This is a genomic window from Rubrivivax gelatinosus, assembly GCF_016583785.1.
GTDB classification, from domain to species: domain Bacteria; phylum Pseudomonadota; class Gammaproteobacteria; order Burkholderiales; family Burkholderiaceae_C; genus Rubrivivax; species Rubrivivax gelatinosus_B.
The window spans coordinates 23,101-42,841 of the sequence record NZ_NRRU01000044.1 but is presented as its reverse complement, the minus strand read 5'-3'; the positions used below and the strand labels follow the sequence as shown (position 1 = coordinate 42,841).

At 69.2% G+C, this 19,741-nt stretch carries 14 protein-coding genes; 7 read left to right on the top strand and 7 right to left on the bottom strand.

The window, feature by feature from the left end:
* Positions 1-668 (bottom strand): hypothetical protein (locus CKO43_RS13085; RefSeq protein ID WP_200378911.1); only part of this gene is annotated, 668 nt, incomplete at its 3' end.
* Positions 665-2,167: a hypothetical protein gene (locus CKO43_RS13080; RefSeq protein ID WP_200378910.1), complete on the bottom strand. Its 1,503-nt coding sequence runs from the start codon at positions 2,165-2,167 to the stop codon at positions 665-667. The genes CKO43_RS13085 and CKO43_RS13080, both read right to left, overlap by 4 nt.
* 196 nt (positions 2,168-2,363) lie before the next feature.
* Here CKO43_RS13080 and CKO43_RS13075 point away from each other — a divergent pair, with 196 nt between their 5' ends.
* Positions 2,364-3,992 (top strand): 3-(methylthio)propionyl-CoA ligase, encoded by a 1,629-nt coding sequence (locus CKO43_RS13075; RefSeq protein ID WP_200226075.1) that lies wholly within the window; start codon positions 2,364-2,366, stop codon positions 3,990-3,992.
* Between the two features lie 281 nt (positions 3,993-4,273).
* Complete coding sequence (locus CKO43_RS13070; RefSeq protein ID WP_242477772.1) at positions 4,274-5,086, top strand: Crp/Fnr family transcriptional regulator; 813 nt, start codon at positions 4,274-4,276, stop codon at positions 5,084-5,086.
* A gap of 68 nt (positions 5,087-5,154) precedes the next feature.
* On the opposite strand, the gene xdhC is transcribed toward CKO43_RS13070, so the two are convergent.
* The 3 genes from xdhC to xdhA are packed head-to-tail and all read right to left on the bottom strand — an operon-like array spanning position 5,155 to position 9,730.
* Positions 5,155-5,937 carry a xanthine dehydrogenase accessory protein XdhC gene (gene xdhC, locus CKO43_RS13065; RefSeq protein ID WP_200378909.1) on the bottom strand — a complete coding sequence of 261 codons (783 nt, stop codon included), beginning with the start codon at positions 5,935-5,937 and terminating at the stop codon, positions 5,155-5,157.
* The gene (gene xdhB / locus CKO43_RS13060) at positions 5,934-8,273 is read right to left on the bottom strand and encodes a xanthine dehydrogenase molybdopterin binding subunit (protein WP_200378908.1); all 2,340 of its coding nucleotides are present in this window, start codon (positions 8,271-8,273) and stop codon (positions 5,934-5,936) included. The genes xdhC and xdhB overlap by 4 nt, the downstream gene beginning before the upstream one ends.
* On the bottom strand, positions 8,270-9,730 hold the full coding sequence (xdhA, locus tag CKO43_RS13055) for a xanthine dehydrogenase small subunit (protein WP_200378907.1): 1,461 nt from the start codon (positions 9,728-9,730) through the stop codon (positions 8,270-8,272). The genes xdhB and xdhA overlap by 4 nt, the downstream gene beginning before the upstream one ends.
* Positions 9,731-9,958: 228 nt before the next feature.
* On the opposite strand from xdhA, the gene guaD reads away from it, so the two are divergent.
* The 5 genes from guaD to CKO43_RS13030 all read left to right on the top strand — a co-directional run bounded on the left by guaD (position 9,959) and on the right by CKO43_RS13030 (position 16,117).
* The gene (guaD, locus tag CKO43_RS13050) at positions 9,959-11,287 is read left to right on the top strand and encodes a guanine deaminase (RefSeq protein ID WP_200378906.1); all 1,329 of its coding nucleotides are present in this window, start codon (positions 9,959-9,961) and stop codon (positions 11,285-11,287) included.
* A 102-nt stretch (positions 11,288-11,389) separates the two neighbouring features.
* Complete coding sequence (locus CKO43_RS13045) at positions 11,390-12,898, top strand: ABC transporter ATP-binding protein (RefSeq protein WP_200378905.1); 1,509 nt, start codon at positions 11,390-11,392, stop codon at positions 12,896-12,898.
* Positions 12,892-13,971: an ABC transporter permease gene (locus CKO43_RS13040; RefSeq protein WP_200378904.1), complete on the top strand. Its 1,080-nt coding sequence runs from the start codon at positions 12,892-12,894 to the stop codon at positions 13,969-13,971. Before CKO43_RS13045 ends, CKO43_RS13040 begins: the two co-directional genes overlap by 7 nt.
* A 6-nt stretch (positions 13,972-13,977) precedes the next feature.
* Positions 13,978-14,904: an ABC transporter permease gene (locus tag CKO43_RS13035; protein ID WP_200378903.1), complete on the top strand. Its 927-nt coding sequence runs from the start codon at positions 13,978-13,980 to the stop codon at positions 14,902-14,904.
* Positions 14,905-14,950: 46 nt separating this feature from the next.
* Complete coding sequence (locus tag CKO43_RS13030) at positions 14,951-16,117, top strand: BMP family ABC transporter substrate-binding protein (protein WP_200378902.1); 1,167 nt, start codon at positions 14,951-14,953, stop codon at positions 16,115-16,117.
* A 338-nt stretch (positions 16,118-16,455) separates the two neighbouring features.
* On the opposite strand, the gene CKO43_RS13025 is transcribed toward CKO43_RS13030, so the two are convergent.
* Together CKO43_RS13025 and pepF are read right to left on the bottom strand one after the other, a co-directional pair.
* Positions 16,456-17,511 (bottom strand): porin, encoded by a 1,056-nt coding sequence (locus CKO43_RS13025; RefSeq protein WP_200378901.1) that lies wholly within the window; start codon positions 17,509-17,511, stop codon positions 16,456-16,458.
* A 261-nt stretch (positions 17,512-17,772) separates the two neighbouring features.
* The gene (pepF, locus tag CKO43_RS13020; RefSeq protein WP_242481156.1) at positions 17,773-19,674 is read right to left on the bottom strand and encodes an oligoendopeptidase F; all 1,902 of its coding nucleotides are present in this window, start codon (positions 19,672-19,674) and stop codon (positions 17,773-17,775) included.
* Between the last annotated feature and the right edge of the window lie 67 nt (positions 19,675-19,741).

Genomic DNA, 19,741 nt, shown 5'->3' with positions numbered 1-19,741 from the left:
GTGCGGGTGTCAGCGGGGTCGTCGGGGGGCATGGCGCCGCGAGCCGACTGGCCGCGAATGAGGAACTGGGCACAACCGACCGCAGCGGGAAGGTAGACGCCGCTGATGAGCACTTCTTGCCCGCTTTCGATGCGGACTGAGTTGCTCGGGCGGTATATCGGCCAAGTATTGGGTGGATTCAGTGGCCCACGAGACCTCTCATCGTAGCCCTTCGTCAGGAACCCAGGCTCCCAAGTGCAGTAGTAGGTGTGATAGATGTTCATCGCCATCAACCAAGCCAGCGCACGCTCAAGACAATACGTCTCTCGATAAGCGTCTGGCATCCAATCTGACGCGTAATCGCGAGATATGGAAGCAAACGTTGTACTGACGTTTCCGCACATACCCATCCCATCTAGGCTGCCGTGCGACACATCGATATAACCTCGATTCAAGCCATCGAGAGCCCATCGCATGTTGGGAATAACTCGACCACCCCAGACGACATCAGGCTGCTGCCACAACTCCAGGCCACGATAATTACGCGGCAAACTCCGCATAAATTCCTCAAGCGCCTCCTCTGCTGCGAGAACACACCTCCCAAAGTGATCACGCATCGCACCAAAGTACTCTAGCGAGGCATAGCGGTCGAGCAAATAGACTTCAGCAGGATCCAAGACAACAGTCATTTCTTTCCTTCCCGCCAGTTATTGTTGAGCACAGGCAAACCGATCGGCGCAACCACGTCGTCACTTACTTCGCTGGCGTACCCCCATCCAGTCTTCCCACGCTTACTTAGATGAGATGGATCCAAGTCCGCCGGATACACAGCGATCTGCTCCGCCCCTCCTCCAAGCCACAAGCTCTTTCCATCCCATCCAACAACAGGCCCGCCATTCGAGTCAAGCAGCTGCTGTGACGCGGCGGGGCCACGCCACACCCTCAGTCCGGGCCCCGGAGGAACTTCGTAGACAACGTACTCACCATTACCGTTCCAATGGTGCCAAACCGCGAACCTTGATCGCCAAGACTCTTTACTCTTCAGCGCCTTGAAATCGCTTTCCAGCATCCAGTAAACACCATTATCGACCGACTGAGGATCAACCACGCGCACAAGACGCGTCCCCGGCCTCAACACGTCTGGCACGACTCGCTTAGAGAAGGTCGCATAGACGCCAGTCATCGGATCTTTGGCTAGCGAGCCAATATCAAAATGCCCAGGCGGAACCTGTGGCTCCACCCCCAAACTAGGGTGAGGAGGGTCAATGGCGCGGATTACTGAACCCGGAGAACGACGAACTGACGCCACCACGCGATTGACCGGCATCTTGGTAGGCACAACAAGGTGGTCATTCCGGGCATTCACCATCGCCCGGTACTGCATATCCCCCTGCACCTCCAGCCGTCGTGCCAGGCAGTCGAGCCAATGTCGCAGCGGTTCCAGTGCCAGCGCAAGACCGTCGTTCAAGCGCCCGCGGATCCGGACCAGCGACGCCAACAGTTCGCCGGCGGCACCGCTGCTCGCAGACGCCCCCCAACGCTGCACGCGACTCAGCACCCATTCCAGCGCGTCGAGCGCACGGTCGTAGGCGGCACGCAGGCTCTTGGTATCGAGCGAGGAAGCCAACGCGCGGATCTCCTGCGACAGATAGCGATACGGCTCGTCGATACGCAGCCCGGCGAGTGCCTTGCGCATCGGCGCGCTGGCCAGCAGCGCATCCAGGCGCCCGATGCCGCGTTCGACAGACGCAGCCGTCTCCTTCCAGAGCTTGCTGCCTTCGAGCCGGTTGCGGCCTTTGTAGGCGACCTTCCCGACCCGATACACCTCCCGCCTCGCCTCCGCCACCACCACCTTCAACCCGGCCTTCACCGGACTGCCCAGCGTCGGAAACAGCCCCAGCAGCGTCAACGCCAGCGCCACCCAGCGCCACGGATCGTTCTCGTCCTCCCGCAGCGCCCGCACGTTGGCGACCAGGTCGCGCAGGTCGCTCAGCTGGTCGACCAGCGGGATCATCGAGATCAGCCCGCCGGTGATCGTCTGCGCGGTCGTCGGGTCGTCGGCGAAATCGCCCTGCAGCACGACCCAGACCCACTCGGCCACGCCCTCGGCTTCGCCGAGCCAGCGGGCCGGCGCGCTGGCGAACCAGGCGAGCGCGTTTTCCAGCGGGTTGGCGGCGGGCGTGGGCATCGGCGCGGTGATACGCGCCGCCGTGCCGCCCCGCATCGCCCCGGCGGGTGGGCCGCCCCATCCGGGCGCCAGTCACCTTAGCGACCGCTGCGGGCCACCCCGCATGCGGCAGGGCCAGGGCCTTGGACAGAATGGGCCACGACAAGGCCGCGCCGCGTCGGACACGGCCCACGCCAGAACAGACCAGGAGACAAAAATGAACGGCCTGATGATGCAGCAGCCGCTGCTGATCTCTTCCCTGCTGGTGCACGCCGAGCGCCACCACGGCGAACGCGAGGTCGTCTCGCGCCGCGTCGAAGGCGACATCCACCGCTACACCTACCGCGAGCTCGCGGCGCGCTCGCGCCGGCTGGCCAAGGCGCTGGCGGCGCTGGGCGTCAAACCCTCGGAACGCGTCGGCACGCTGGCCTGGAACGGCTACCGCCACATGGAGCTGTACTACGCCGTCTCCGGCGCCGGCTCGGTGCTGCACACGATCAACCCGCGCCTGCACCCCGACCAGATCGTCTACATCGCCGACCACGCCGAAGACCAGGTGCTGTGTTTCGACCTCAGCTTCCTGCCGCTGGTGCAGGCGGTGGCGGGGCGCACCAAGACGATCCGCCACTTCGTCGCGATGACCGACCGCGCCCACATGCCGGCGGACCCGAAGATCCCGAACCTGCTGTGTTACGAGGACCTGGTCGACGGCCAGGACGACCGTTACGACTGGCCGGTGTTCGACGAGAACACCGCGAGTTCGCTCTGCTACACCTCGGGCACCACCGGCAACCCCAAGGGCGTGCTCTACAGCCACCGCTCGACGGTGCTGCACACCTTCGCGATCGCGCTGCCCGACGCACTCAACTGCTCGGCGAGCGACGCCATCCTGCCGGTCGTGCCGATGTTCCACGTCAACGCCTGGGGCCTGCCCTATGCGGCCTGCATGACCGGTGCCAAGCTCGTGTTCCCTGGCCCGGGGCTGGACGGCAAGTCGCTGTACGAATTGTTCGAGGCCGAGCAGGTGACGGTCTCGGCCGGCGTGCCGACCGTCTGGCAGGCGCTGCTGGCCTACGTCGACGCCAACGGGCTTAAGTTCAGCACGATGCGCCGCACCGTCGTCGGCGGCTCGGCCTGCCCGCCGGCGATGCTGCGCCAGTTCGCCGAGGACTACGACGTGCACGTGCTGCACGCCTGGGGCATGACCGAGATGAGCCCGGTCGGCACCGTCGCCGCGTTCAAGCCGCAGCATCTGGCGCAGCCGGTCGAAGAGCGCTACGCGGTGATGTCCAAGCAGGGCCGCGCCGTCTACGGCGTCGACATGAAGATCGTCGACCCGGCCGGCCGCGAGCTGCCCTGGGGCGGCGCCGCTTCCGGCGACCTGCTGGTGCGCGGGCCCTGGGTGCTGTCGCGCTACTTCAAGGGCGAAGGCGGCGAGGCGCTGCGCGACGGCTGGTTCCCCACCGGCGACGTCGCCCGCATCGACGCCGAGGGTTACATGCAGATCACCGACCGCAGCAAGGACGTCATCAAGTCCGGCGGCGAGTGGATCGGTTCGATCGACCTGGAGAACATCGCGATGGCGCACCCGGCGGTGGCGATCGCCGCCTGCATCGCGGTGCCGCACCCGAAATGGGACGAACGCCCGCTGCTGGTGGTCGTGAAGAAGCCCGGCGCCGAACTGACGAAGGAAGAGCTGCTCGGCTTCTACGAAGGCAAGATCGCCAAGTGGTGGACACCCGATGACGTCGTCTTCGTCGACGCCATCCCGCTGGGCGCCACCGGCAAGATGCAGAAGAACCGGCTGCGCCAGATGCTGAAGGACTACCGGCTGCCGGTGGCCTGAGCACGCCGCGCAGGGGCCGGGGCCATCGCAGCGGCGCAGGCCGTGCGCGCGCCAGCGCGCTGACATGTTGGATCCGCGCGCACGCATCGCGCGCGCGAAGGCCCGCAGGCGATGGAACCGCTTCGTAACCGGCCTGCGCATGGGCAAGCCACTTGTCCTGGCGCAGATGCCGTTTTGCCGGGCCGCATACAGCGCCTCGCACTTGATCTGGCGCAATCGGCGCCTCGGAGGGGTACTGGAAAGTGGCTCCACCCGCCTGTAGGCCGGGTAGGGGTGAACACATGCAACACAGTTACCAGATGCCCGACGGCGCCCTGGCTGAACGATCAGCGCGCCCGCCATTGCGTCCGACGACGGCTCGCCCGACGGGCGCCGCGCCGGTGCGCGACGACGAACGGACCGAGACTCGCGGTCCGGACGCGCGCACCTGGCAAGGTCTTTTCGGCTCGCCAGCGCTGTCCACCGCCGAGCAGCTCGCGCTGTCTTCGGTGGCGCGCATGCGCACCGTGCCGGCGGGTGCCGCCGTCTTCGACCGCCGCGACAGCGCCAATGCGCTGGTGCTGGTGCAGAGCGGCGACGTCGCGCTCGGCTACCGCGGCAGCGATGGTGTCTTCCACATCGAACGTCCGGTGCGCGGCCCGGCCTGGCTCGACCAGAGCTCGGCCTGGCTGCACGAGAACCACGCGATGGACGCCCGCGCGACGACCGAAGCCGTCGTCGTCGAGCTGCCGCGCGACGCGGTCCAGGCGCTGATCGAGCGTTACCCCGCGCTCGGCCGCCACCTCGTCGCCAGCCTCGCGCGCGAAGTGCAGACGCTGCAGATGAACACGCACGAGCTGATGCACAAGGACGCGCCGGCGCGTTTCGCCGCGTGGCTGGTGCAGCGCATCGAGCTGACCGACGCCGCCGGCATGCGCGGTGTCGTGCGCCTGACCGAACGCAAGCGCGACATCGCGTCGCAGCTCGCGATCACGCCCGAGACGCTGTCGCGCCTGATGCGCAGCCTGACGCGCCAGGGCGTGATCTCGGTGGCCGGCTACAACGTCCAGGTGCTCGACGCACCGGCGCTGCGCCAGATCGCCGCCGGCGGCTGATTCCGCCTCAAGGAAGAACGTCGAAAGACTTCGGGGGCCGATGGCCCCCGTTTTTCTTGCTGCCGCCGCTAGCCGGGCAAGGCCAGCAGCTGGGCGACGACCGCGACCGCGATCACAGCCGGCTCCTTGCCGGCGATGCCCGGCAGCCCGATCGGGCAGACCAGCCGCGCCAGCGTCTCGCTCGTGTGCCCACGTTCGGCGAGCCGGGCGCGGAAACGTTCGCGCTTGGTCTGCGAGCCGATCAGGCCGACGAAGGCGGTGTCGGCGCGGCGCAGCAGCGTGTGCACGATCTCCAGGTCGAGGTCGTGGCGGTGCGTCAGCACCAGGTGGCAGGCGCCGGCCGGCGCGCGCGCGGCTTCGTCGGGTGCCGACGCGGCGACGACGGGCTCGATGTGCGGCGGCAGGTCCAGGCCGTCGAAGGCCTCGTCGCGCTCGTCTATCCAGCGCACGCGGCAGGGGATCTCGTCCAGCAGCCGCACGATGGCGCGGCCGACGTGACCGGCGCCGTGCAGCTCGAGCACGAAACGCGGCGCCGGCAGCGGCCAGTCGGGGCAGTCCGACAGCGGCACGAAGGCCAGCGTGACGTGGCCGCCGCAGCACTGGCCCAGCGCCGGCCCCAGCGGCACGGCCCACTCGGGCGCCAGCGCCTCGCCGCGCAGCAGCGCACGTGCACGCTCGATCGCCTTCAGCTCGAGGTGGCCGCCGCCTATCGTGCCTTCGACCGCGTCGGCGGCCACCAGCATGCGCGTGCCGGCCGCGCGGGGCGCCGAACCGCGCACCGCGCGCAGCTCGACCACGAGCGCCGGCCGGCGCTCGCGGCGCCAGCGCAGCGCGGTCGCGGCCAGCCTCATGCGGCCGCCCGCACCGCCTGCACCGCGGCCAGGATGGCTTCGCCGGTCGCCGGCGCCGACAGCGGCGGGTCGACGCGGTGGCCACCGGCGGCCGAGACCGCGTCGCGGATCGCGAAGAACACGGAGAACGGCAACAGCAGCGGCGGCTCGCCGACCGCCTTGCTGCGGTGGATGCTGTCGCGTGCGTTCGGCCGGCCGTACAGGCGCACCTTGAATTCGGCCGGCACATCGTTGGCGGTCGGGATCTTGTAGGTGCTGGGCGCGTGTGTCGCCAGCGCGCCGGTGCGCGGGTTCCAGACCAGCTCTTCCATCGTCATCCAGCCCATGCCCTGGATGAAGCCGCCTTCGATCTGGCCGATGTCCAGCGCCGGGTTCAGCGAGGCGCCGACGTCGTGCAGCACGTCGGCACGCACGAGCCGCCACTCGCCGGTCAGCGTGTCGATCAGCACCTCGCTGCAGGCGGCGCCCCAGGCGAAGTAATAAAACGGGTTGCCGCTCATCGTCTGCCGGTCCCAGGACAGGCCGGGCGTGGCGTAGAAGCCTTCGCTCCAGAGCTGCACACGCTCGAGGTAGGCGGCGTTGCAGAGTTCGGCGAAGTCCATCGCCTGCCCGGCGACCACGACGCGGCCGTTGGCGAACAACACCTCCTGCGGCTCGCCACCCCAGCGTTTTGCGGCAAAAGCCGCCAGGCGCTCGCGGATGCGGCGTGCCGCGTCCTGCGCCGCCTTGCCGTTCAGGTCGCTACCGGTCGACGCGGCCGTGGCGGAGGTGTTGGCGATCTTCTGCGTGTCGGTGGCGCTGACACGCACGGCTTCGAAGGGCAGCCCGAGTTCGTGCGCGACGACCTGCGCGACCTTGGTGTTCAGGCCCTGGCCCATCTCGGTGCCGCCGTGGTTCACCAGCACCGAGCCGTCGAGGTAGACGTGCACCAGCGCCCCGGCCTGGTTCAGGTGCACGACGTTGAACGAGATGCCGAACTTCAGCGGCGTCAGCGCCAGCCCCTTCTTCAGCACCGGGCTGGCGGCGTTGAAGGCGGCGACGGCCTCGCGCCGCGCGGCGTAGCCGCAGCCCGCGGCCAGTTCGTCGACCAGCGGCGCGATGATGTTGTCGTCGACGTGCTGACCGTAAGGCGTGGTGTCGCGTTCGCCGACGCCGTAGAAGTTGGCGCGGCGCACCTCCAGCGCGTCGCGGCCCAGGCGGCGCGCGACGCTGTCGAGCGCGTATTCGATCGCGAACGCACCCTGAGGCCCGCCGAAACCGCGGAACGCGGTGTTGCTCTGGGTGTTGGTGCGCGCCGCGTAACCCTGCATCGCGACGTTCGGCAGCCAGTAGGCGTTGTCGAAGTGGCACAGCGCGCGTGTCATCACCGGCCCCGACAGATCGGCCGAGTGGCCGGCGTTGGCGACCATCACCACCTCGGCGCCGAGCACACGGCCTTCTTCGTCGTGGCCGAGCGCGAGCCGGTAGCGGAAACCGTGGCGCCGGCCCGTGATCAGGAAGTCGTCGTCGCGGTCCAGCCGCAGCTTGACCGGCCGCCCCGTGCGCCGCGCCGCGACCGCGGCGACGCAGGCGATCAGCGCCGACTGCGACTCCTTGCCGCCGAAACCGCCGCCCATGCGCCGGCACTCGACCTGCACCGCGTGCGACGCGCAGTGCAGCGCGTGCGCGACCAGGTGCTGCATCTCGCTCGGGTGCTGGGTCGAACAAAGGACCTTCATGCCGCCCTGCTCCTGCGGCAGCGCGTAGGCGATCTGGCCTTCCAGGTAGAAGTGCTCCTGGCCGCCGACGCCGAAGTCGAGCTCGACACGATGCGGCGCCGCCGCCAGCGCCGCGGCGGCATCGCCTCGCGCCAGCTTCAGCGGCGGCACGACGTACTGGCCGGCGGCGTGGGCCTGGAGCGCGTCCAGCACCGGCGGCAGCGTCTCGGCGCTGATGACCTCGCGCGCCAGCGCCGCGGCGCGGCGTGCGGCTTCGCGCGTGCGGGCGACGACGGCGTAGACCGGCTGGCCGACGTGGCGCAACGTCGCGCCCGGGCCGCCGGCGAGGATGGGGTCGTCCTTGACCAGGGAGCCGCACTGGTTCTCGCCCGGGATCGCGTCGGCGCAGAAGGCGTCGACGACGCCTGGCATGGCGCGCACACGCGCCAGGTCGACCGCGCGCAACACGCCGTGTGCGAGCGGCGACAGGCCCAGCGCCGCGTGCAGCGTGCCGGCGAGTTCGGGCAGGTCGTCGGTATAGGGCGCGCGGCCGGCGACGTGGGCCGCGGCCGACTCGTGCGGGCGCGAGCGGCCGACTTCGGCGGCGGTGTCGGCGGGCAGGGTCTCGGGCCGGTTCATGCCCGGAGCTCCAGCGCCGCGGTCGGCAGCGGCGCGTCGGGGCGGGTTTCCAGCCAGAGCCGTTCGAGCAGGTTCTTCGCCACCTGCATCCGGTAACCGGCGCTGGCGCGCAGGTCCGACAGCGGCTGGTAGTCGGCTTCGAGCGCCGCCTGCGCGGCGCGCAGCGCGGCTTCGTCCCAGCGCCGGCCGGCGAGTGCGGCTTCGGCGGCGGCGGCACGTTTCACCGTCGCCGCCATGCCGCCGAAGGCGATGCGCTGCTCGGCGATGCGGCCGTCTTCGTCCAGCCGCAGCCGGAACGCGGCGCAGACCGCCGAGATGTCGGAGTCCCAGCGTTTGGAGATCTTCCAGCCGCGCACGACGCTGCCCGGTGGCGCCTGCGGCACGACGATGGCCTGCACGAACTCGCCCGCCTCGAGCCGGTTCTTCATGTAGTCGACATAGAACTGGTCCAGCGCCAGCTCGCGCACGCGCTCGCCGCGGCGCAGTACCAGGCGCGCGTCCAGCACCAGCAGCACCGGCGCCGAGTCGCCGATCGGCGAGCCGTTGGCGACGTTGCCGCCCATCGTGCCGGCGTGGCGCACCGGCGGCGACGCGAAGCGCCGCCACAGATCCGTCAGCTGCGGGTGCTCGGCCGCGAGCGCGGCCCAGGCGTCTTCCAGCGAGGCCGCGGCGCCGATGACGAGCGCGTCGTCGCGGCGCTCGACCCGGCGCAGCTCGGCCACCTCGCCGGTCCAGATCAGCTCGGGCAGCACTCGCAGCTGCTTGTTCACCCACAGGCCGATGTCGGTGCCGCCACCCAGCAGGCGCGCGCCGGGTCTGGCCTCGTGCAGCGCAGCGAGTTCGTCGACGCTGCGCGGCGCGTGGAAGCCCGAGGCGGTGTGCAGCGCCGGCTGCGCACGCAGGCTTTGCAGCGCGGCAGCGACGGGCGCGTGGTCCAGCCGCAGCGGCGGCGCATCGAACATCGCCAGCCCGGCGTCGAGGATGGGCCGGTAGCCGGTGCAGCGGCACAGATTGCCGGCCAGTTCGTCGGCCAGTTGCTGGCGCGTCGGGCGTGTGCCGGTGTCCTGGTGGCGCTCGTAACAGGCCCACAGCGACATCACGAAACCCGGCGTGCAGAAGCCGCACTGCGAGCCGTGGTGCTCCACCAGCGCCTGCTGCACCGGGTGCAGCAGGCCGCCGGGCGCCAGGTCCTCGACGGTGAACAGCGCGCGCCCGTCCAGCGTCGGCAGGAAACGGATGCAGGCGTTGACGGTCTCGAGCTTCAGCCGGCCGTCGTCGGCCAGTTCGCCGACGACGACGGTGCAGGCACCGCAATCGCCCTCGGCGCAGCCTTCCTTGGTGCCGACGGCCTGTTCGTCCTCGCGCAGCCAGTCGAGCACGCTGCGGGTGGCCGGCGCGTCGGCGATCTCGACGATGCGCTGCCGGTGGAAGAAGCGGATCGGGCGGGTCAGGGTCATGTGTCGGCCGGGTGATTCAGGACAGGACAAGACGCATGGCGCGGGCGTTCGACACGGGCAAAATACGCGTTTTCCGCGAAACGGCCGGATCCCGTCGTCTCGCGCCCCACCCCCGCCGAACTTGTACTCCGAACGCAGCGTCCTTGCGGCCGACCTGCGGGCCGCCGCCGGCCCGTGTCTGCGCGCGCCTTTTTGCATGCAAACCGCGGGCCCGGTCGGACGCACACGATGAACAAGCTCGCGCTGCACGGCGACCTGCTGGACTTCAGCGCCACCCCGGGCTGGGGCGACCCGTCGACCGCCGGCGTGCGCTGGCGCCCCGACCACTGGCTGCTGATCGAGGACGGCCGCATCGCCGGCACCCTGCCCGGCCACCAGCCGCCGGGCGAGGACTGGCGGCGCGAGGAGCACAGCGGCCGGCTGCTGATGCCGGGTTTCGTCGACACCCACGTGCACTGCCCGCAGCTGGACGTGATCGCCAGCTGGAGCCCCGGGCTGCTGCACTGGCTCGAGACCTACACCTTCCCGGCCGAGCAGCGTTTTGCCGACCCGGCGGTCGCCGCCACCGGCGCCGCGCTCTTCCTGGACGCGCTGCTGGCGCACGGCACGACCAGCGCCGTCGTCTTCCCGACGGTGCACGCGGCCTCGGCCGAGGCGCTGTTCGCCGCCGCGTCGGCGCGTGGCATGCGCCTGGTCGCGGGCAAGGTGCTGATGGACCGCGGCGCGCCGCCGGCGCTGACCGACGACGTCGCCAGCGCCGAACGCGACTGCGAGGCGCTGATCGCACGCTGGCACGGCCAGGGCCGCAACGCCTATGCGCTGACGGTGCGGTTCGCGATCACGAGCACGCCGGAACAGCTGGCGATGGCCGGCCGGCTGCTGGCGCGCCACGAGGGCCTGTTCATGCAGACCCACGTCGCCGAGAGCCGCGACGAGGTCGCCGAGGTCGCGCGCCTGTTCCCCGAGGCGCGCAGCTACCTCGACGTCTACCACCGCCACGGCCTGCTGGGCCCGCGTTCGGTGCTGGCACACGGCATCTGGCTCGACGACGAGGACCGGCGCCTGCTCGCCGCCACCGGCGCCCAGATCGCCTTCTGCCCGACCAGCAACCTGTTCCTGGGCAGCGGCCTGTTCGACTGGCAGGCGGCGGTGGACCACGGCCACAAGGTCTCGGTCGCGACCGACGTCGGCGGCGGCACCAGCCTGTCGCTGCTGCGCACGCTGGCCGAGGGCTACAAGGTGCAGGCGCTGCGTGGCACCCGGCTCACCGCCTGGCGCGCGCTGCACGCCGCCACGCGCGGCGCCGCCGAGGCGCTGGGGCTGGACACCGAGATCGGCCACTTCGACCCCGGCGCGACGGCCGACGTCGTCGCCTGGGACTGGGCCCACGGCCCGGCGGCGCACCATCGTGACGCGGTGGCACGCGGCGCGGTCGCGACGCTGCCGGCCCAGGACCTGCACGCGCGTGTCTTCGCCTGGATGACGCTGGCCGACGAGCGCAACGTCGCCGCGACCTGGGTCGCCGGCGCGCCGCGTTTCGAACGCGGGTGGCGATGATTCAAAATGTAGACATTGGCACGGGCTTTGCGACCCGTCCCCTTCCACAAGACCTCCAACAAGCCGGCGCCGACGATGCCGGTTCGCGGCAGCCCTGAGCCCATGTACCGCCTCGAACTCGACGGCATCACCAAGCAGTACCCCGCGGTCCGCGCCAACGACGGCGTCGCCCTGCGCGTCAAGCCCGGCGAGATCCACGCCGTGCTGGGCGAAAACGGCGCCGGCAAGTCGACGCTGATGAAGGTGATCTATGGCGCGGTGCAGCCCGACGCCGGCACGATCCGCTGGAACGGCCAGCCGGTCGCGGTGAAGAGCCCGGCCGAGGCGCGTGCGCTGGGCATCAGCATGGTCTACCAGCACTTCTCGCTGTTCGACACGCTGACCGCGGCCGAGAACGTCTGGCTCGGCCTGGACAAGGCGATGAAGCTGCCCGAGGTGATCCGCCGCATCAACGAGGTCGCGCACACCTACGGCCTGGACGTGGACCCGCTGCGCCCGGTGCACACGCTGTCGGTCGGCGAGCGCCAGCGCGTCGAGATCGTGCGTGCGCTGCTGACCGACCCCAAGCTCTTGATCCTGGACGAACCGACCTCGGTGCTGACGCCGCAGGCGGTGGACAAACTCTTCGTCACGCTGCGCCAGCTCGCCGAGCGCGGCACCAGCATCCTCTACATCAGCCACAAGCTCGACGAGATCCGCGCGCTGTGCCACCACTGCACGGTGCTGCGCGGCGGCCGCGTCACCGGCGAGGTCGACCCGACGCAGGAAAGCAATGCCAGCCTGTCGCGGCTGATGATCGGCGCCGAGCCGCCGCAGCTGCAGCACGGCACACGCCCGGCGGGCGAGGTGGTGCTGGCGGTGCAGGGCCTGTCGCTGGCGCGCGAGGACCAGTTCGGCATGGACCTGAGCGACATAGCCTTCGAGGTTCGCGCCGGCGAGATCGTCGGCATCGCCGGCGTCTCGGGCAACGGCCAGCAGGAACTGATGGCCGCGCTCTCGGGCGAGGACACACGCTCGCCGCGCAACAGCATCCGCCTCTTCGCCCGCGACATCGCCCAGCACAGCGCGCGCCGCCGCCGCCACGAAGGCCTGCACTTCGTGCCCGAGGAACGCCTGGGCCGCGGCGCGGTGCCAACGCTGAGCCTGGCGCAGAACACGCTGCTGACACGCACCGAGGCGGTGACGGGCAGCGGCTGGATCCCGACGGCCCAGGTGACGACGCTGGCCGGCCGCATCATCGAGCGCTTCAAGGTCAAGGCCGGTGGCCCGGCGGCGGTGGCCAAGAGCCTGTCGGGCGGCAACCTGCAGAAGTTCATCGTCGGCCGCGAGATCGACGCCAACCCCAAGCTGCTGATCGTCAGCCAGCCGACCTGGGGCGTGGACGTCGGCGCCGCGGCGCTGATCCGCGGCGAGCTGCTCAAGCTGCGCGACGCCGGCTGCGCGCTGCTGATCGTCAGCGAGGAACTGGACGAACTCTTCGAGATCAGCGACCGGCTGATCGTCATCGCGCAGGGGCGCGTGTCGCCGTCTGTTCCCGTGGCACAGGCCACGGTCGAGCAGATCGGCGAATGGATGAGCGGCCTGTGGGCGCCGCGGGAGGCGGCATGCTGAAGCTCGAGGCACGGCCCGAGCCGTCGAAGTGGATGGCGATCGCCTCGCCGCTGCTGGCGCTGGCGATCACGGTGGTGATCGGCGTCGCGCTCTTCGCTCTGCTGGGCAAGGACCCGGTGCGCGGGCTGCAGGTGTTTTTCGTCGAGCCGGTGAAGAACCTCTACGCGCTGTCCGAGCTGTCGGTGAAGGCGACGCCGCTGATCCTGATCGCGCTCGGGCTGTCGGTCTGCTACCGCAGCAACGTCTGGAACATCGGCGCCGAAGGCCAGTTCGTCGTCGGCGCGCTGGCCGCCGGTTGGGTCGCGATGCAGGCACCGGCGCTGGCCTGGATGGGGCGCGGCATCGTCGTCGTGATCCTGTTCGCCGGGGTGCTGGGCGGCATGTTCTGGGCGGGGATCGTCGCCGCGCTGCGCGACCGCTTCCACGCCAACGAGATCCTGGTCAGCCTGATGCTGGTCTACGTCGCCGAGATGATCCTGGGCTGGCTGGTCTACGGCCCCTGGAAGGACCCGAACGGCTACAACTTCCCGCAGAGCATCACCTTCGACGCGGTGACCAAGATCCCGCGCCTGGTGGACGGCCTGCGCGCCAACATCGGCGTCGTCATCGCACTGGCGGCGGTGGTCGGTTTCTGGGCCTTCATGTTCCGCACCTACCGCGGCTTTCAGCTGCAGGTCGGAGGCCTGGCGCCGGCGGCGGCACGCTACGCCGGCTTCTCGTCGCGCAGCGCGCTGTGGACGGCGCTGCTGCTGTCGGGCGGCATGGCAGGACTTGCCGGCGGGCTGGAAGCGGCCGGGCCGCTGGGCCAGCTGACGCCGTACCTGCCGGCCGGCTACGGCTTCGGCGCCATCATCGTCGCCTTCGTCGGCCGGCTGAACCCGCTCGGGATCGTCTTCTCGGGCATCCTGATGAGCATGTTCTACATCGGCGGCGAACTCGCGCAGTCGCGCCTGGGCCTGCCCAAGTCGCTGACCGGCGTCTTCCAGGGCCTGCTGCTGTTCACGCTGCTGGCCTGCGACACGCTGATCCACTACCGCGTGCGCTGGTGGCACACGGTGCGAGCCAAAGGCTGATCCCGGATGGACTTCACCACCCTGCCCCTGCTGATCGCGGCGACGCTGAACGCCGGCACCGTGCTCGCGATCGCCGCGCTCGGGCTGCTGATCAACGAACGTGCCGGCATCGTCAACCTCGGCGCCGAAGGCCTGATGCTGGTGGCCGCGATCGCCGGCTTCGCGACCGCGGTGCACACCGGCAGCGACTGGCTGGGTTTCGCCGCCGGCGCTGCCGCCGGCGGCACGCTGGCGGGGCTGTTCGGGCTGCTCGTCATCTGGCTCAACACCAACCAGTACGCCAGCGGCCTGGCGCTGAGCCTGTTCGGCGCCGGCTTCTCGGCCTTCGTCGGCATCGACTACGTGCAGGGCAAGCTCGGCGAACGCCCCGAGTTCCACATCCCCTTCCTGGCCGACCTGCCCTTCGTCGGCCCGGCCTTCTTCCGCCAGCACCCGATGGTCTACGGCGCGATCGCACTCGCGGTCGGACTGACCTGGTTCCTGTACCGCTCGCGCGCCGGGCTGGTGCTGCGTGCGGTGGGCGAATCGCCCGAGTCGGCGCACGCGCTGGGTTATCCGGTGCGCAAGATCCGGCTCGCGGCGGTGGTCGTCGGCGGCGCGCTCTGCGGTGTCGCCGGAGCCTACATCTCGGTCGTCTATACGCCGCTGTGGGTCGAGGGCATGGTCGCCGGCAAGGGCTGGATCGCGCTGGCGCTGACCACCTTCGCCACCTGGAGGCCGGCACGCGTCCTGCTCGGGGCCTACCTGTTCGGCGGCGTCACGATGCTGCAGTTCCACCTGCAGAGCCAGGGCGTCGAGATCCCGAGCCAGTTCCTCAGCATGCTGCCCTACCTCGCGACCATCGTCGTGCTGGTGCTGATCTCCCGCAACCCGGCGTGGATCCGGGTCAACATGCCGGCCTCGCTGGGCAAACCGTTTTTCCCCGGCTCGTGACCCGAGCCAATAATTTCCCTTTCCTCACCCCCTGGAGAGAAGACCGATGTCTTTCGAATCGAAGCGCTCGCTGCTGAAGCTGGCCGGCTGGTCCACGCTGGCTGCTGCCGCCGCCCTTGCCGGCTGCGGCAAGAAGGACGAAGCGCCGCAGGCGGCGGCCGAACCGGCGTCGGCGCCGGCCTCGGCCCCGGCGGCCAAGCCTGAACCGCTGAAGGTCGCCTTCGCCTACGTCGGCCCGGTCGGTGACGGCGGCTGGACCTTCGCCCACGACAACGCGCGCAAGAAGCTCGAAGCCGAGTTCGGCGACAAGATCGTCACCACCTTCGTCGAGAAGGTGCCCGAGGGCGCCGACGCCGAACGTGTGTTCCGCGACCTGATCGGCCAGGGCAACAAGCTGGTCTTCGGCACGACCTTCGGCTACATGGAGCCGATCCAGAAGGTCGCGGTCGACGCCAAGGACGTCAAGTTCGAACACGCCACCGGCTACAAGCAGGGCGAGAACGTGCGCACCTACGACAGCCGCACGTATGAAGGCGCGTACATGGCCGGCGTCATCGCCGGCTCGGTGACCAAGAGCAACACGCTGGGCGTGGTCGGCTCGGTTCCCATTCCCGAGGTCATCCGCAACATCAACAGCTTCACGCTGGGCGCGCAGAGCGTGAACCCGAAGATCAAGACCAAGGTGGTCTGGGTCAACGAGTGGTTCAACCCGCCCAAGGAAACCGAAGCCGCGCAAAGCCTGATCAACGGCGGCGCCGACATCCTGTTCCAGAACACCGACTCGTCGGCCGTGCTGCAGACCGCCGCGAAGAACAAGAAGTTCGCTTTCGGCTGGGACAGCGACATGACCGCCTACGCGCCGGAAGCGCACCTGGCCTCGTCGATCATCGACTGGACGCCGTACTACATCAAGGCGACCAAGGAAGCGCTGGAAGGCACCTGGACCGGCGGCAGCCACACCTGGTGGGGCGTGAAGGAAGGCGCGATCGACATCGTCTCGATCAGTGACAAGGTGCCGGCCGAGGCCAAGGCCAAGGTCGACGAAGTCAAGGCCGGCCTGAAGGACGGCAGCTTCGTGATCTGGAAGGGCCCGATCGTCAACAACGCCGGCAAGGAAGTGCTGAAGAAGGACGAGGTCGCCGACGACAAGTTCCTGGGCGGCATCAGCTTCTTCGTCAAGGGCGTCGAGGGCAAGGTTCCTACTGGGAAGTGAGCCCCCGGTCGCCTGGCGACCGCCCCCCCGAGGGGGGGCAACCTGACCGGACCGGGAGACCCGGATCCGGTCAGGCGCGTTAACACCGCCGCTCCCCCTGACCGCCTTCGGCGGTCTGTCCCCGAGGGGAATGCAAAGGCCACCGAGGTTCGCCCGGTGGCCTTTTCTTTGTCCGCTCCCCTGACCGCCGTTGGTGGTCTGTCCCCAGAGGGGAAGAAATCAACAGCCACCGTGGTCTGCCCCCGGTGGCTGTTTTGTTTGGTGCGGGCAATAAAAAGCGGCACCCGAAGGTGCCGCGTGAAGCTGAGGTACCGAGGCGGGGTTGCCCCCGCGAGGGTTTAGAACTTGTGGCGGATGCCGACGGCGTAGGTGTCGCCGGAGTCGAAGCCGGTGACCTTGTCCTGCATGTAGATCGCGTAGACCTCGGTGCGCTTGGACAGGTTGTAGTCGTAGCCCAGGGTCAGCGTCTTGTTGGTCTTCTCGACCGCATTGCCGTCTTCCTTGGCGTGGCCGTACTGGGCCAGGACCTTGCCGCCGGCCAGCGGGATCGAAGCGCCGACGCCCCAGATGTCGGTGCCGGTGTCGGTCGCCGCCGTCGTGTCGACCGCGGTGTACTGGCCGAAGAGCTTGGCGACGCCGAGGTCGTAGGAAGCGCCGAACTGCTTGGTTTGCTGGTCTTCGAAGCCGGCCGGCACGCCGTTGACGAAGTCCTTCACATCGTTCTTGACCTTCGAGTACGACAGCGTCGCGGCCAGAGGGCCGTTCAGATACAGCACGTTGCCGGCGATGTTGTTGCCGAAGGACGTCGGGCTCGAGCCTTCGCCGACGTTGGCTTGCACGTTGAAGCTCAGGCCGTTCCAGCTCTTGCTCTTGAACAGCACCGAGTTGCTCCAGCCGGTGTCGCCATACCAGGCGAGCATGCTGGCGCCGCCCGGGCGGGTGTCGGTCTGCGGGGTCAGGACCTGCAGGATGCTGGGCGAGAACGCGAACGAGTCGCCGATCGCGTTGAACATCAGCGTCGAGACGAACATCGTCGTCGTCGTGCGGCCGAACTGGTACTCGCCGTAGTTCGTGGCCAGGCCGACGTAGGCGTTGCGCGCCCAGAAGCGGTCACCGACAAAACGGCCGGCGGTGCCGGCATCGGCTTGCAGGAAGTGCTCCATCGCGAACGTGACCTTCAGGCCGTGGCCGAGATCTTCGCTGCCGCCGAAGCCGATGTACGAGGTGGTCATGTTGCCGCTCTGGACCTTGGTGGTCGAGTCGGCGCCGGCCATCTGGAAGCTACCGGCGGCGGCGTCCATCAAACCATAGATGTTGACGTTGGACTGGGCGTGGGCCAGGCCGAAACACAGCAGCGCGGCAGCGCCAGCGACGGCCTTCAGCGAACGGGACATGAGGACTCCTGGGACGGGTGATGAAGAGGAAAGAGGAGGAAAACCACTTGTCTGGAAGCAAGCGTTATGCCGCTTCTGTATACAAGTCAGCGGTGCGGTAGTCATTGTGTGACATACCCGTGACGCGACCGGGGGTTTTCCCAGGTGCACCGCGATGGGCGTGGGCGAGGCACCACAGGCGAGCGGGTGCACCGTCCGGAATCACGCGATCCACAAGAAAAAGGCCGCCCCGGAGGGCGGCCTGGCCTGTCGCGGCGGCGCTCAGCGCGCGGCCGGCGCGAGCTTGGCGGCTTCGGCTTCCATGCGCGTCACCAGCGCGTCGAGCTGGTCGACGACGGCCTGCACCGTCTGGCGCTGCGTCAGGTCGACACCGGCCTTCTGCAGCTGCTTCATCGGCTGGTCGTTGCCGCCCGAGGACAGCAGCTCGGTGTAGCGCTTGACCGCGGCCTCGCGCTGCGCCTTGGGGCCTTCGTTCATCGCCTTGAACAGCTGCGCCGACGAGGCGAAGCAGGTCGCGTACTGGAAGACGTAGTACGGCGTGTTGAAGAAGTGCGGGATGCGCGCCCAGGTGTACTGGTAGAACTCGTCGTGGGCGATCGCGTCGCCCCAGTAGTCCTTCAGCACGCCGGCGTAGAGCTGGTTCAGCACCTCGGTCGTGACCGGCTCGTCGCGTTCGACCAGCTGGTGCGCACGCAGCTCGAAGTCGGCGAACAGCACCTGCGTGTAGAAGGTGCCGACGATGGCGTCGACCGCTTCCTGCAGCAGCAGGAAACGCTCCTTCGGGTCGGTGGTCTGCTTCAGCAGGTGCTCGAGCAGGAAGCGTTCGTTGGTCGTCGACGCGACCTCGGCGACGAAGATCGTGTAGTCGGAGGTGGCGTAGGGCTGGTGCTCGTAGGACAGCACGGTGTGCATCGCGTGCCCCGCCTCGTGGGCGAAGGTGAACATCGCGTCGCGCGTGTCGTTGTAGTTCATCAGCAGGTAGGGGCCGACGCCGTAGACGCCGGCGTTGTAGGCACCGCTGCGTTTGCCCTCGTTCTCGTAGACGTCGACGCGGCCGCCGCTGACGAACTTCTCGTAGCGCTGCACATAGTCCTTGCCCAGCGGCGCCACCGAGGCGATCGCCTGCTTGCGCGCCTCTTCATAAGGCCAGGTCTTGTCGCTGCGGAACACCGGCACGAACTGGTCGTAGAGGTGGTAGCTGGGCAGCCCCAGCAGGCGTTGGCGCAGCCTGGCGTAGCGCTGCAGCGGGCCGGTGCCATGGCGCGCGACGTCGATCAGCGTCTCGACGACCTGGCGCGGGATCGCGTTTTCGTCCAGCGCCGCGTCCAGCGTCGTCGGGAAGTTGCGCGCGCGCGCCATGAACCAGTCGCGCTGCAGGATGCCGTTGTAGATCGCGGCGTAGGTGTGCGCGGTCTGGCCGTAGGTGCCGACGTGGGCGGCGGCAGCGGCGGCGCGGTCGGCCTGCACCAGGTTCTCGGAGAGCAGCGCCGAGTAGTTGCCCGGCGTCAGCGTCACGTCCTTGCCGTCGGACAGGCGCACGGTCGGGAACTTGATGTCCGAGGTGCTGAGCTCGCTGTAGGTCTCGTTGGACGCACGGTTGCTGCGCGCGGCCAGCGACAGCAGGCGTTCGCCCTTCTCGTCGAGCACGTGCGCCTGGCGGCGGTAGACCTCGGTGATCGGGAAGCGGTAGGGCGCGAGCGCCGGGGTCTTCGCGAGCCAGGCGCTCATCGTCGCTTCGGGCACGGTCAGCAGCTCGGGCGTGAACCAGGCGCTGGCGGTGTCGAACTTGGCGAACAGCGCGCCGACCCGCTGGAAGCGGCCGGCGACGTTCTGGTCGCGCGTGTCGGTGTCGCGCTGCAGCTGCGGGTAGCGATAGATGCGGTACTGCAGCTTGCCGATCTCGTCGTAGGCCTGGTAGGCGGCCAGCACCGCCTCCGGGCCGTTCTTCAGCGTGCCCTGCAGCTTGGCGAAGGCGTCGATGCGCTGGTCCATCTCGCGCATGCCCGCTTCCCAGGCTTCCCAGTTGGCGTAGATCGGGCTGAAGTCCCAGCGGTACTGCGACGGGATCTCGGCACGCACGCGGGTCGTGGGCTTGGCGGCCATCGCGGAGGCGGCCATCGAGACGGCTGCGGCGCAGACGGCGCCGGCGACGAAGGTGTGCATCTTCAAGGTGTGGAGGGCACGGCACGGGCCGCGCGCGGGATTCTGCGGTGGATTCGAAGGTGGGCCG